Annotated in this window: 9 protein-coding genes; 3 read left to right on the top strand and 6 right to left on the bottom strand. The window is 48.3% G+C overall.

Annotated elements, in window-relative coordinates; translation table 11 throughout:
- Nucleotides 1-237: 237 nt before the first annotated feature.
- Entirely contained in the window at nucleotides 238-2,124 is a 1,887-nt protein-coding gene (locus R7Z47_RS00930; RefSeq protein WP_262606643.1) for a methyl-accepting chemotaxis protein, read from the top strand.
- Nucleotides 2,125-2,241: 117 nt separating this feature from the next.
- Here R7Z47_RS00930 and fecE read toward each other — a convergent pair whose 3' ends face one another.
- The 6 genes from fecE to R7Z47_RS00900 form a co-directional block, all read right to left on the bottom strand.
- On the bottom strand, nucleotides 2,242-3,006 hold the full coding sequence (gene fecE, locus R7Z47_RS00925) for a Fe(3+) dicitrate ABC transporter ATP-binding protein FecE (protein WP_054700603.1): 765 nt from the start codon (nucleotides 3,004-3,006) through the stop codon (nucleotides 2,242-2,244).
- 2 nt (nucleotides 3,007-3,008) lie between these two features.
- Nucleotides 3,009-3,980, bottom strand: a complete 972-nt coding sequence (locus tag R7Z47_RS00920) for a FecCD family ABC transporter permease (protein WP_005383459.1) — start codon at nucleotides 3,978-3,980, stop codon at nucleotides 3,009-3,011.
- A complete protein-coding gene (locus R7Z47_RS00915) occupies nucleotides 3,977-4,936 on the bottom strand; it encodes a FecCD family ABC transporter permease (protein ID WP_373417389.1) in 960 nt (319 codons plus the stop codon). The genes R7Z47_RS00920 and R7Z47_RS00915 overlap by 4 nt, the downstream gene beginning before the upstream one ends.
- A gap of 74 nt (nucleotides 4,937-5,010) precedes the next feature.
- On the bottom strand, nucleotides 5,011-5,934 hold the full coding sequence (locus R7Z47_RS00910) for a Fe(3+) dicitrate ABC transporter substrate-binding protein FecB (protein WP_213968218.1): 924 nt from the start codon (nucleotides 5,932-5,934) through the stop codon (nucleotides 5,011-5,013).
- Between the two features lie 101 nt (nucleotides 5,935-6,035).
- The gene (locus R7Z47_RS00905; RefSeq protein WP_262606644.1) at nucleotides 6,036-8,171 is read right to left on the bottom strand and encodes a TonB-dependent receptor family protein; all 2,136 of its coding nucleotides are present in this window, start codon (nucleotides 8,169-8,171) and stop codon (nucleotides 6,036-6,038) included.
- A gap of 120 nt (nucleotides 8,172-8,291) precedes the next feature.
- Entirely contained in the window at nucleotides 8,292-10,328 is a 2,037-nt protein-coding gene (locus tag R7Z47_RS00900) for a TonB-dependent receptor (RefSeq protein ID WP_025768678.1), read from the bottom strand.
- A gap of 250 nt (nucleotides 10,329-10,578) precedes the next feature.
- Between R7Z47_RS00900 and R7Z47_RS00895 the strand changes: the two genes are divergently transcribed.
- Nucleotides 10,579-11,790: an acetyl-CoA carboxylase biotin carboxylase subunit family protein gene (locus R7Z47_RS00895; RefSeq protein ID WP_213875784.1), complete on the top strand. Its 1,212-nt coding sequence runs from the start codon at nucleotides 10,579-10,581 to the stop codon at nucleotides 11,788-11,790.
- Complete coding sequence (locus tag R7Z47_RS00890; protein WP_262606645.1) at nucleotides 11,787-13,619, top strand: IucA/IucC family protein; 1,833 nt, start codon at nucleotides 11,787-11,789, stop codon at nucleotides 13,617-13,619. The genes R7Z47_RS00895 and R7Z47_RS00890 overlap by 4 nt, the downstream gene beginning before the upstream one ends.
- Nucleotides 13,620-13,621 lie beyond the last annotated feature (2 nt).

The raw sequence follows: 13,621 nt of genomic DNA, 5'->3' as shown, positions 1-13,621 counted from the left end.
TACAAAAATCGACAAATCCTTACTTTACAAATACATAAAAAATATCGTTCCAAATCCTTTTGCTTATTTGATGTAAAACTCAAATTCGCGACATGGAGTCAGTATTTATTTTGAGCAATAAAATATAATTATTGAACAGATTCGAATCTGACTTTCTGCTGCATATTCAACAGCACAGAGAGTACTGATGAGAATAAAAACACAACAACTATTATTCAAAGATCTACTATTCGCTTTATGTTCAAAAATCTATCACTAAAAAACAAACTGGCAATCTCTGCCAGTGCCGCCATCATTCTAGGGGGAGTGCTGGTAGAGGGGCTGTCTTTTCGAGATTCATTAAACAGGCTCGATGTCGAAGTCGCACAGCGACTAGAAAGCACTAGCGCATCTTACAATCAATACGTAAAGGACTGGCTACTCTCTAAAGAGCGCGCACTAACTTCACTCTCTTCTGATTCAGAGAAACGTTCTCTGGTTACGCATTTGAAACAAGTCCGAGACTCTGGCGCGTTCGATAACGTTTTCCTCGCTTACCCGGACGGGTCACAAGACAACGCTAATGGGGTGGTTTTGCCACCAGGTAATAACGATCCTCGCAAGTGGGGCTGGTACACCAACGCCATTGCCAATCCATCGAAAGTCTTTATGGATAACCCGACCGTTGCTGCTGCAACTGGTGCGAATGTGGTGTCGCTCGGTAAAGCCCTGCAATTGCATGGTCAAACCGTCGTTCTGGGTGCTGACGTAGAGATCGGTGATATCCTGAACAGTCTGAACCAAGTGATCCTACCGGGTGAAGGTTATATGTTTATTGCCAATGAACAGGGCAATATTTTCACTCATAACAACGGTAAACTGCTGAATCAACCGGTTAGCAAGCTAGGCCTCAACAACAACGACATTACGTCTGCCGCACGTTCAGGTACAGAGCGTCGCGTCTCTATTAACGGCACCGAATATGTGATTTACGCGCGCCACATAGAGGGTACCAAGCTCACAACAGTGACGGTGTTAGATCAAAACTCGTTGGTTGCCCCACTTTACGATGCTGTTTGGGATCAGATCATCGCAACCACCATCGTCGTCGTTATCTGCGTAGCTTTGTTTAATCTGCTATGTAACATCTTGTTCCGTCCGCTCTACAACGTTTCGAATGCGCTTGCACAAATCGCAAACGGTAGCGGCGACCTAACTCAACGCATCAAAGTAGAAAACCGTGACGAAGTTGGTGAGCTGGCTGAAAACTTCAACCAGTTCGTTGAAAGTTTGCAGCAACTTATTGGTCACATTCGTCACCAAGCGGAAGAACTGAGCCAACAATCGGAGCTGAGCACGAATCGCGCGAATCAATCGGTTTCCGATCTGAACCATCAGCAACAAGAAATCACGATGGTGGCGACCGCTGTGACTGAAATGGCATCGGCAACGCAAGAGATTGCAGCACATGCAGAGCAGACGGCTAAAGCCGCTCAAGACTCTTCAGCGAGCACACAAAATGGTCATGAGTTAGTGGTCAACTCCAAGTCATCCATCAACAATTTGTCTTCTGAAGTCAACCAAGCGAGCGTTGTCATCGGCGAGCTCAACCAGCACGCGCAAGACATCTCAACCGTACTATCAACGATTCGAGACATCGCAGAACAAACCAACTTACTGGCTCTGAATGCGGCGATTGAAGCGGCGCGTGCAGGTGAACAAGGTCGCGGTTTTGCCGTTGTTGCAGACGAGGTTCGCGTGCTATCACAACGCACACACACCTCAACCGAAGAGATTCGCTCGACGATCGAGACCTTGCAGCAAACCACACAACGCGCTGTGACCATCATGGATACAAGCTCTCAGCTCGCGCAAGGTTCGGTGGAAGATGCAGATCGCGCAGCACTGGCTCTGGATGAAATCAACGCGGCCGTTGCGCTGATCAGCGATATGGCAACGCAAATCGCGACCGCCGCCGAAGAGCAAACGCACGTAACCAATGAAATCACGCAAAATGTCACGTCCATTAAAGATGTGACCGATCACTTGGTAGTTGGTGCCGAAGAATCGATGAATCAATCTGCTGAGCTGAAATCGCAAGCTGAGGATCTCAACTCGAAAGTGGCGACGTTTAAACTGGCTTAAACGCCACATTAAGGACGCTCTTAAAAACAACAAACCCCGCTAGCAACTTTGTTACTAGCGGGGTTTGTTTTTATGGATCGACGTTTTTATTGCAGATAGCTTTCCAAAGACGTAAACCTACACCGCCACACACATCGGCGTGCCTGAGATTGGGTCATTAAATACTCTCGCTTGTAAATCAAACACCGATGACAACATGCCTTCTGTCATTACCTCTTGCGGTGTTCCCTGCGTGACTAACTGACCTTTTTCCAACACCACCAAATGATCGCAGTAACGGCACGCTTGGTTTAGATCGTGCAGCACTACGACCACTGTTTTGCCTTTGTCGTTCATCTGCCTCATGAGTTTCATCAGCTCAACTTGGTGAGAGAGATCCAAGTAAGTGGTTGGCTCATCAAGCATCACTACGTCGGTATCTTGCGCCATTACCATCGCAATCCACGCTCTTTGCCTTTGACCGCCAGACAACGATTCAACTGGCTTGTCAGCAAACTCAATCACGCCAGTATCTTGCATTGCTTGCTCGACCAAGGCTTTGTCTTGTTGACTTAACCTGCCCCAATGAGAGAGATAAGGCGAGCGGCCATATTCGACCAGTTTTCTGACGGTAATACCTTCAGGACTGACAAGAATCTGCGGCAGCAAAGACAACGAACGCGCCAAGCGTTTATCACCGTAGCTGCTTAGTGGTTTGTCGTCATACAACACTTGGCCAGAAGCAGGTTTATTGATGCGTACCAAGGTTTTTAATAGTGTCGATTTACCGCAACCATTTGGACCAACTAGTGCGGTAATTTTACCTTGAGGAATCGACAAAGAGAGATCTGGAATGATGGTCTGTTTGCCGTACGCGACGGATAAGTTCTGCGTTCGTAACATGCTTACCAACCTCTGTAACGATACAAAAGAAAAATGAAATATGGTGCGCCAATAACAGATGTTAGCACTCCCGCTGGTAGCTCAATTGGCGGCTGTAAGCCTCTCGCTAAACCATCGGCGCAAATCACCAACAAAGCGCCAAGGGTTGCAGCGGCTGGAATCAACAACTTGTGGTTGTGGCCAAACAGCAAACGCGCAAGATGCGGCGCAAGCAGGCCAACAAAGCTGATCGTGCCTGCCACAGACACACTGATGCTCGCCAATAGCACGGCAGCAATCAGCGCAAGAATTTGGATCTGTCTTGGTTTCGTGCCAAGTGTAGTGGCGCTTTCTTCTCCCAGTCCCATAACATCTAGCCGCCAAGCCAGCCAAAACGCCAATGGCAGTAGCAGCAATAAAGCACTCCAAATAAACGGCACTTGTTGCCAGTTTCGTCCCCACAAACTGCCGGTTAGCCATACCATCGCCGTGTTGATTTCAATAGGGTGCACAATCAGAAGAAAATCGATACCGCTGGCTAAAAATGCGCTGACAGCAACACCAATCAGCGCCAAACGTGCTGGTGTTGGTTTCGACCAGTAAGCCAGCACAGCAATAAAGCCAGCAGCAAGCAAGCCTCCCGCCATGGCGACCATCGGCAACATTGCCACTGGCGCATTCGGATACAGCACCAAACAAGCGGTAGCCGCCAGTCCTGCTCCGGCGCTTATCCCCATTAAATCTGGTGAGGCAAGTGGATTACGGATGACGCCTTGAACTAAAACGCCTGACAGCCCCAACCCAGCGCCCACGCCAATGGCGAGCAACATTCTCGGTAATCGATATTGGTGAATCACAAAGTCCGAGTCAGAGAAAGAAAACAGTAATGCAAAAACCTGTTGAGCCGACATGTTCGCCGCACCAACAAACAGCGTGAGAGAAGACGCAATCAGCAACAATCCAACTAATGCAAACAGTTTGGTTTGATTCATCATGATGATTTCCTCATTGCAATCGCGATAAAGCAAGGTGTGCCCAACAGCGCGGTAATCACGCCCACTGGCGTTTCAGCCGGAAAGGCAATCGCGCGTGATAAAGCATCTGACCACGTCACCAATGCCGCGCCACACAAGGCGGAAACCGGAATGAGAATGTGATAGTTGTGACCAACAATCGGGCGTACCAAGTGCGGCACTAACAACCCGACAAAGCCAATTGGTCCAGCAATCGCTACGCTAGTTCCTGCCAACAGCACAACCGCTAAACCACTGATTAATCGCGTAAGACGAATGTTACCACCCAACCCGACAGCAACTTCGTCCCCCAACGCGAGTAAATTTAAGTTTCGCGCTAAGCCCATGGCGAGCACCAAACCTAAAGTCGCAAAAGGCCACAGTTGCTGCCACTGCTCAGAATCTACCGCAGAGAGTGAGCCCGTTAACCAATGCAACACGCTGTAAGCCATGTCATCCGCCAAAATTACCGACGCACGAGTTAACCCTATCAGCAGTGCACTGATGGCAATGCCCGCTAGCACTAAACGCAATGGGTGAGAACGCGCGGAGAAAAAACCACCCAACAACATGACCGCACCACCACTTAGTAGCGCGCCGAGTACTGCGTTGATGATTGGGTTCAATTGACTAAAGAATGGTACGCCGATGGACGCCAAGGCCATAAAACAAGCCGCACCAGCATTAATGCCGAGAATGGATGGCGACGCCAAAGGGTTACGAGTCAATCCTTGCATCAGCACTCCGGATACCGCAAGCGAAGCGCCAATTAATAACCCAGCATAGGTACGAGGCGCACGCAGCGTCGCGAGGATTTGATGCAGCATATTGCCCTCATCAAACGCAAACCAATAGCTTGTCAGATCATTAACGCTCAAAGAAAAGTTGGACCAGCCAATCATTGAGGCTGCATAGCCTGAGAGCGTACACAACGCCATAGCACAGACAAACAAGCTCGCTTTCCAATGCGATTTGCTAACCGAAGACGCGCTTTCCGAGCTTATCGCCGCACTCATGAGCGCTCCAATAACGCTTCAAGATTGCGGGCAATTTCTTCCGCAGCCAACATGCCGCGATTTAACGACCACAGTTCAGGAGAAACCTCAACAAGTTGCTGTTTTTTTGCAGCAGTTAGCAACTTAAACAATGGATTTTTGCGCCACTCATCCACAATATTTGGTTGAGAGTAAAGTCCAACTAACAACCAATCAGGGTTGGTTTTTAGTAAAAGTTCGAAACTGGTTGGGATATACGCTTTTTGCTCAGATGGAGCCAGCGGGCTTTGAATGCCCAGCGTACTCAAAACGCCACCAGCGTAAGAAACCGGGCTATGCAGCCACATCCCTTTGTCAGAGACCACACCAAACTGAATGGTTTCTTGTGTTGCAAAATGCTGTTTGAACTCCGCCATTGTCTGTTTGTGCTGCTCAATGCGTTGTGTCATTTTCGCTTGTTTGCCAATTGCCACGCCGATTTTGTGTGCGGATTCGAGATTTTCTTGATATGTCTCACCACGGCTTTTTAACAGCAAAATTGGCGCAATTCGCTGCAAATCTTGATAAATCGCGCGATGACGTTCTGCATCAGCAATGATCAAATCCGGCTTGAGCACCGCAATCGCCTCTAAACTCGGTTGCGAGCGCATGCCGACCGATTGCCAAGGCTCAACCTTGGCACGAACAGCAGAAATGACTCGTGTGGCATCGTTGTCATCGGCGACGCCTACCGGTGAGACATCGACTGCCGCTAATGCATCGACAAACGAAAATTCTAAAACCACAATACGTTGAGGTATCGCTTCTAGCTCAAAAGTGCCTTGCTCATCTTGCACGCTGCGCACCTGAGAAAATGCGCTAAATGACATCAAAGCTGAGCTCAGTAGCATCAGCAAAACGGTTGAAAAGTGTTTGATCGTAAATTGTTTTTTATTTTTCATCTTGCTTTTTTCCAGTGCTAAGAGTTTTCCAGTACCTAAGATCGGCAAAGTCGCCAAGGTAAATTGGCGACTTTTCTTTTCAAACTCGGTGAACGAAACTCTTAAAACTGATAATTCAGATCCAGTGTGTAAGAGCGTCCCGGAGCTGGGTACCGACCAACTGGGCTTGTATCAATCCCGCGGAAGTAATACTCCTCGTCAAACAAGTTGTTCACCGCAACATTCATGCGTAACTTGCCTTTGTCGTCTTTGTATAAATCCGTGCCTAAGTTGAAGTTCCACACCATGTAAGACGGCACTTTGCCCGTTGCACCTGTTGCGTCTTCGTCACTAGTGTTGGCGTTATCAGTATACGAATCACTGAAGTAGAAGCCCGATAGCGTGGTGTCCATGCCGTAAAATGCGTAGGTTGCATCCCAACCAAGCTGATGCTTAGAGGTGTAAGGCAGTTGATTACCTTTATTCTCGCCCTCATCTTCAAGCGTAGCGTCGAGGTAGTTGTAACTTGCGCCCAAGCTCAGAGCAGGTAGAACTTCAGGCACGTAACGAGCAGAAAGCTCTAAACCTTGGTGAAGGGTTCTACCTATATTTTCAGACGTATTTGTCGCACTCCGCCATTGCAACTGATCCTTAAAGTCAATGCGATACAAAGCTGCATTGAAGCTTGTTGAATCTTGAACATACCGAACGCCCAATTCGTAGTTCCAAGCCAACTCACTGCTTTCCTCACCGACCCCTCGAACATTAACAAGCTGAGGAACGCGAAGAGATTTCTGGGCATTGGCATAGCTCAGCCATTGTTCATTCCAGTTATATGCGATCGTCACACCAGGCAATAATTCAGTCACCTTATTTCCAGATTCTTGCCCGCTGCCCAAATCTTTATAGGACATATCAACAAATTCATAACGAAGTCCGGGCGTGACTTTTAACGCACCATTAAACAACCCGACTTCGTTGCTCACATAGCCTGCGTACGCATCGGTATCAAGGTGCCAATTTCGCGGTACATTTGTGGCTCCGCCTGACACTGGTGTTTGTGTCACTTTATATTGAATGTCTTCATTAATGTAACGAGTCCCTATAATCCAGTTTTGCGTAATGGCACCTCCATCAACAAAAACAGCAAGCTTTGGTTCGATACCATAAACACGGAACTCTCGTGGTGAAGTACTTACTTTCGTAGAAGGCAAAGCCGGATCAGCCCAATGGCCACCCGCGCTGTTAAAGCCCCACTTGAAAAGACGCTCTGACTTATGGCCAAACGTTAGCACTTCTAGCTCAGCACTGTCGGCAAATGGCAAATCGTGGATGTACTTAACACTCCAGCGCGTCGACTTACCTTCATAATCATCGTAAGGACGTTTCGATTGGTGACGATCTTGCTCGTAATCTTGTGGCGAAAGTGCGCCCGGCATTTGCGTTTCAGCATCGTAACGTTGCAGGAATGCTTGAATCTCTTGAGTGTCACTCAATAGCCACTGTGCTTTAGCTTGAAAGTTCTTCACGTCCGTATCGGAATGTTCACGGAAGCTTTCGCCTTTTAGGAAGTTACCCTCCAACTGCAGCGCGAATGTGTCGCTTAACCAGCCGCCCGTGCGCAGGTAAAAATCATTCAGTGGCGCATCACCGCCATCAAACACGGTAAAGCGGTTACTGATTTCAGTTTGCCACGTGTGTGGAATCGGTTTGGTCACTAAGTTGATCACACCACCGACGTTGTTTGGGCCGTACTGTACTGCGGCACCACCGCGTACAATGTCAATACGATCAAGCATCGACAGTGTTGCTGGGAAGATAGACTGACCAGTGTGACCATATGGCGCAAGTGTTAGCGGTACACCATCCATCAAAAACTGAGCATGACCACTACGGCTTGCTTTCAAACCACGTACGGAAATGTTAGGCAATACGCCCGTTCCGCTTTCATCCTGAACTTTAATACCCGGCACGCGCTGCAGCGCGTTATCAATCGAACCTGCGGCGGTTTTCTCAATTTGATCACGGGTAATGACGGTACGAGCACCAGGGTACTCTTTGACGTCTTCAATTTCAGAGTTACCAATCACACTACCAGTGACAACGACAGTTTCCATCGCGGTAGTTTGTTCTTTTTTAGCAGGAGCGGCAACCGCGCTCATGGATGTGGCAGAAGCGATTGCAATCGCAAGCACACTGTAAGTGGTAGACAAACCAGCACGTACACGCACTTTACCATCCAAATTCTGGTAAGACATTAAGATCTCCTTTGCGAGAAATTGAGCCTCGGGCAGAATACATCCCGTAGGCTCTCGGGGCTAAACATCCTCAATATGAGGAAAAAATCGGCTAACAGGCGCTAACTACGCACAAAAAGCCTAGAACTGATATCCGTAGCTGAGCATGAACTCGGCTGGTGCGCCGTAGCCAATCTGGTTTAAGCCAGACGTGCCGTTTGTTGCGCCAAGAATGTATTTCTCATCCAAAATGTTGTAAGCGTTCGCTTGGATTTTGTGACGACCAGTGGTGTACGCCGCCATCAAATCCACCGTTGTGTAATCGCCAAGTGCGACGGCTTCGTCGTTACCTGCGTAACGGTCGCCCACGTACTTCACACCACCGCCTAAACGCCAGTTGTCATCCAATTGGTAAGTGCTCCAAAGAGAGAACAAGTGGTCTGATACATCGTTAGGCTTTTTGCCTGTGGCTTTGTCTTCCGCATCTAAGTAGCTGTAACCCACAGAGATGTCCCACTGTTTGGTGATTTGGCCGCGAGCCTCTAATTCAATGCCTTGGTGACGCACTTCAATTTTATCGATCACATCGCCGTCCACGTTAGTTTGTGGTTGCTCTTGATCAATCTGGAACAGTGCCGCATTCAACATTAATGCGTTATCCAAAAGGTACGCTTTCGCACCCACCTCTTTTAAGTCGGTGTGGAAGAATTCCGCCAATTTTGGATTGATGTAGATACCAGCGTACGGTAACTGCCAAGAGCGCGCTAAACTGGCGTATACGGATGTGTCGGAATTGATGCGGTATACCAAACCAGCACGGTAGCTGACTTTGTCATCATCCAATTTTTCCTTATCTGAGCCCGCTTTTTGTTGTTCTAGCTCCATCGAGTCGTAACGCACGTTACCGATCAAAGAAAGGTCACCCCACGTATAGACGTCTTGCACATACAAACCTGTCGTGGTGGTGGTATTGTCACGAAATGGCTTAAAGCCCGGATCAGGCGTTGGACCAACGACTGGGTCGTAGATATTTTGCGGAGGAAGCGTTTTGTCACTTGCCAACGTTAGGTCGATATCGATCTGGTTGAAATCTGCACCCACCATCAATTGATTGTCCCTGGTTTCCCAAACCAACTCAGATTGTAAAGTGGTCGTAGTACGTGGATCGTAACCAAAGTTGTTAACGGTTTGAGACACTTCATTACCCGTCACTTTGCCCTGACGCGTGCCTTTTTGCTCAAGTTCGATATGGTTGAACGCCGCTCGGTTGTTCCATACCCATTGATCATTCAGACGCCATTCGTAATCCACCGCAATACGGAGACTGTCTGACTCCTGATAGTCGTTTGTGCCGCCAAAGTAAGTGCTTACTGGCAAATCAACTGGCTTGCCATTTTTTGATGGCACACCACGATACGGCACTAGTTCTTGATGGGCGTATTCCACGTCAATATCAATGGTGTGACCTTCCGCTGGTAACACACGAATGGTCGGTGCAATGAAGAAATCGTTTGAATCAACATGATCAACGTACGAGTCGGCTTGACGGTATTCCAAGTTAATACGCCCGTTGACCTTATCTGTAAACGCCATTGAGCTGTCGACCTGACCAACATACTGGTTGTTGCTGCCTACACTACCGTTTACGTGAGTAAAATTCTCACCGTTAGCGCGTTTCGTCACCAAGTTGATGATGCCCCCAGCCGAGCCACGGCCATACAATGCGCCCGCAGGGCCTTTCACAATTTCAACGCGTTCAACGTTCGCTAAGCTGCGGTAAGACTGCAACGTACCGTCATCTCGCAAGCCATCACGATACATATCGTTGAGTGAATCAAAACCGCGAATCATGAACTGGTCACGGCTGCCTTCGCCCAAGGTGTTATTGACCCCGGCTACCCCATCTAGCGCATCCACTAAACGCACCGCGCCTCGGTCTTGCATTTCTGTTTTCGTTACTACAGATACCGCTTGTGGCACATCAAGCCATTCCACATCGGTTTTGGTGCCTGATTGAGGCATGTGTTCAGCATAACCTTCGTACTGATGACCGAAGACTTGAATCGTTTCAGTTGCTGATGAGGTTGAGTTCGTCTCTTCTGAAGCCACTGCGCTTGGTGCTACTAGTGAAGAACCAATCGCGACCGCCAAGGGGGTCAGGGTCAATAATTTATTCATTCCATAATTCCGTTTAGTTGTTATAAAGCCAACGGATGGAAATAAGAACAAATATTATTTCTATTTGCAATATTAATTTTATGCTCTATATTTATTTACCCTAAAAACACAACTAACAACAAAAAAAACCAAACATAATAACAATAAACACTAAAACTTCTGCCCTCCGTCTCGCGAGAGGCACATTGGAAGACGACCGTGAGCGACTTTATCAACGTTAGAAGAAAATGTTAGAAAATTAGGAAAGCTCATGAAATCTACGATGATTATCGTAAGTCATGTCGTTAACGATGCAGTCACTCACGGCTTCGTGCCTGCAGCTAAAGCGATGGACCTTCACGTCGTTCTTATCACCGACCATAAGCTCAGCCATTTAGAGTTGGCGAGTCGTGATAGTCACTTTAATCCGGATACCATTCTAGAATGTGATGTCTTCAACCCATTAGAACTCATCGAAACCATCACGGAGCATGAACTAAAGCCAGACGCTGTTTTCAGCAATAGTGATCACTTACAAACTTCCACCGCCATCTGCGCGCAATTTTTTGGTCTACCAGCCAAAGATTGGTCTGTCACGTTAAAGGCCAAAAACAAACACTTAACTCGACAAGTGTTAAATGAAAAATCCTTACCCAACACACAAAGCTGTTTGCTGCATCGCCATTCGAATGTGGCATTAGGCATGGCCTTCCCTGTCGTAGCAAAACCCAAAGAAGGCGTGGCAAGTATAGATGTACAGCGCTGTGACTCCCAAAGCGAGCTCGATGCATACTGCGATACGTTTTGGCAAAAGCACCCAAACGCCACCATTCTGGTGGAGCAGTTTCTTCAAGGACCGTTGGTTACGCTCGAAACTTTAGGAGATGGTAACCAACTTATCGCCGTGGGCGGTTTTGATGTGTCGCTCTCTGAGCCGCCTTACTTCATCGAAACCGCCGCAGACTGGAACGGACCAAACGGCATTGCTCACCGAGAAGCTTGCTTGGCTCAACTGAAAGCGTTCGGCGTTGGTTTTGGAGTTTGCCACAGCGAATTTATCATTACGGAAAACGGCCCAGTTCTGGTGGAAATTAACTACCGCAGTATTGGAGATGGCCGCGAATTCTTGCTCAACAATCTCGCTCACTTTGGTTGGTTTAGCACAATTTTGGGTCTGCATTTGGGCCGAAGATTGGACGGCGATTACCAAATTCATGGCTCAGCACACGTGCACTATGTGGTTGCGGATCACAGTGGTGTGATTGATGGAGATTCAACCTCCTTCATCCAACACGATGGCGATGTCATCACCCAGCAGCAAGTACTAAAAAACGCGGGAGAACTCTTCCAACAGAGTTATTCCAACAAGGATTATCTCGCCCGAATTTCGATTGTCTCGCCATCGGGGAGAAACCTCGACCAAGCACTGCAGAACGCGCTTAACAATTTCAATCTAGCTCCGACTCGTGAGGTGGCAGCATGAATGACAACGCTTTGTATCTAACGCAACGATTGATCGACACTTGCTTGCGCGAAGACATGTTTGGCATTTTGTCGAAGGCCAAGTTCAGTAGCGACGCGCCAAAAGGGGTAATTGTTCCTCAAGACGAGCAAGTCTGGCTGATATTTGCCAACTCTGATTTCACGTTGTATTTACCCGTTGCGCCAACGTATTACATGCAGCACTGGCGCTACGGTCACGCCAATGACGAAACACCACAAGGTTGGTGGGTGGAGAAAAATGGCCAAGTCGAGCATCAACAGCATTACAAAGAGTGGATTGCGCTACTAACGACACTGGCGCATGAGAGCTCTCACGAGTTGCTGGCGGGATACCTTCAAGAACTGGAATGTGCAGAGAAACACAAAGCGCTGTGTGACCAAGCGTTTTATCATCACGCAGACCACATTTCTCAACCAATATCCGAGCTTGGTTCTTGGCATAAAAAGCTGCTGCTAGCCGACCAGATCGCTTCTTACCTTGACCATCCGTACTATCCAACTGCGCGGGCGAAGTTTGGTCTGAGCGATGAAGACCTTGCTAAGTACGCGCCCGAGTTTGCACCAAGCTTTGCTCTGCATTGGATTGCGATTGAAAAATCACTGGTGACATTAACCAGCGAACAACCTGATTGCTGGCCGACCATGGAGCAAGTTGGGCTTCCTGCTGATTTTGCACTGAGCCACGTTTTGTTCCCTGCACATCCGCTCACCCTGCGATCTTTAGAAGCCTTACCCGAAGGTGTGATAGAAGCGCCGTTTACGTACCTAGACGTGACGCCAACGCTTTCCGTTCGTACTGTGGTAGTCAACGACGCGCCGCATATTCACATCAAAGTTCCGCTGATCATGCGATCGCTAGGCACGAAAAACATTCGCTTAATCAAGCCTTCAACACTGTATGACGGCCACTGGTTTGAACGCCTACTCAGCCACCTTGAACAAACGGACGCCGACTTAAACAGTCGCTTGTTCCATTGCAACGAAAAGCACGGTGGACACGTCGGCGAGGATAAAACCTTCGCGTACATCGTACGTGAGTACCCACTTACTCATTGCGAAGACAAAGCGTTAGTTCCGGTTGCAGCACTGGCTAGCCCAATGCCTGATGGTCGCTTGTTCTTAGAACATTTGGCGGAGCAGTACTATCAACAAGATACGCTGGCGTGGTTCAAAGATTACGTCGACCTATTATGCCAAGTACACCTTACCTTGTGGCTGCGTTATGGCATCGCATTGGAGTCCAACCAACAAAACGCCATCGTTGCATTTGATCAACAGGGCAAAATGACGCTCGCGATGAAAGACAACGACGCGGCGCGGATTTGGCCAGAGCGCTTCCACTTTGCAACAGAGCATGCAGCCCAAAAACACGGCGCAAAACTACTTCCAGTGGATTGCGATGAACTGCTCGATCAACGCATCAAAGTCGACAATGAATTGGCGCTCGGTCAGATGTTTACCACCATCACATTACAATTGGATATCGCAGCGATTGTAGAAGCCATGGCAGCGAAGGGCATTGCCTCTTCAGCATCGCTTTATGCCATCGTGGCCAAAAGCATTGCAGAGCAACTCAACCGATTGGAAGGCGAAGGGTTAGAGACAAAACTGGCACGCGAGTTACTGCAAGAAGCACCTGATTTGCACGCCAAATACTTGTTGAGCTCTGGCAGTTTGCTCTCGAAAGAAGCCTCCGGCGCGAGTGACATCAATAAGTTCTATGGTTTGTCGGCTCCGAACTTCTTGCTGCTTTCTAGCGAAGAAGCGCAACGCGCCTACTTAGAAGCCATCAAAAAAAGCGTACGTTAAAC

The organism is Vibrio sp. 1641, from assembly GCF_033339995.1.
In the GTDB taxonomy this organism is placed as follows: domain Bacteria; phylum Pseudomonadota; class Gammaproteobacteria; order Enterobacterales; family Vibrionaceae; genus Vibrio; species Vibrio alginolyticus.
This window is presented reverse-complemented; position numbering and strand designations above follow the sequence as displayed.

Bases quoted from the DNA above. Each gene is read 5' to 3' on its own strand.
- R7Z47_RS00930 (WP_262606643.1), top strand. From the start codon at position 238: ATGTTCAAAAATCTATCACTAAAAAACAAACTGGCAATCTCTGCCAGT.
- fecE (WP_054700603.1), bottom strand. From the start codon at position 3,006: ATGTTACGAACGCAGAACTTATCCGTCGCGTACGGCAAACAGACCATC.
- R7Z47_RS00920 (WP_005383459.1), bottom strand. From the start codon at position 3,980: ATGATGAATCAAACCAAACTGTTTGCATTAGTTGGATTGTTGCTGATT.
- R7Z47_RS00915 (WP_373417389.1), bottom strand. From the start codon at position 4,936: ATGGCGTTGTGTACGCTCTCAGGCTATGCAGCCTCAATGATTGGCTGG.
- R7Z47_RS00910 (WP_213968218.1), bottom strand. From the start codon at position 5,934: ATGAAAAATAAAAAACAATTTACGATCAAACACTTTTCAACCGTTTTG.
- R7Z47_RS00905 (WP_262606644.1), bottom strand. From the start codon at position 8,171: ATGTCTTACCAGAATTTGGATGGTAAAGTGCGTGTACGTGCTGGTTTG.
- R7Z47_RS00900 (WP_025768678.1), bottom strand. From the start codon at position 10,328: ATGAATAAATTATTGACCCTGACCCCCTTGGCGGTCGCGATTGGTTCT.
- R7Z47_RS00895 (WP_213875784.1), top strand. From the start codon at position 10,579: ATGAAATCTACGATGATTATCGTAAGTCATGTCGTTAACGATGCAGTC.
- R7Z47_RS00890 (WP_262606645.1), top strand. From the start codon at position 11,787: ATGAATGACAACGCTTTGTATCTAACGCAACGATTGATCGACACTTGC.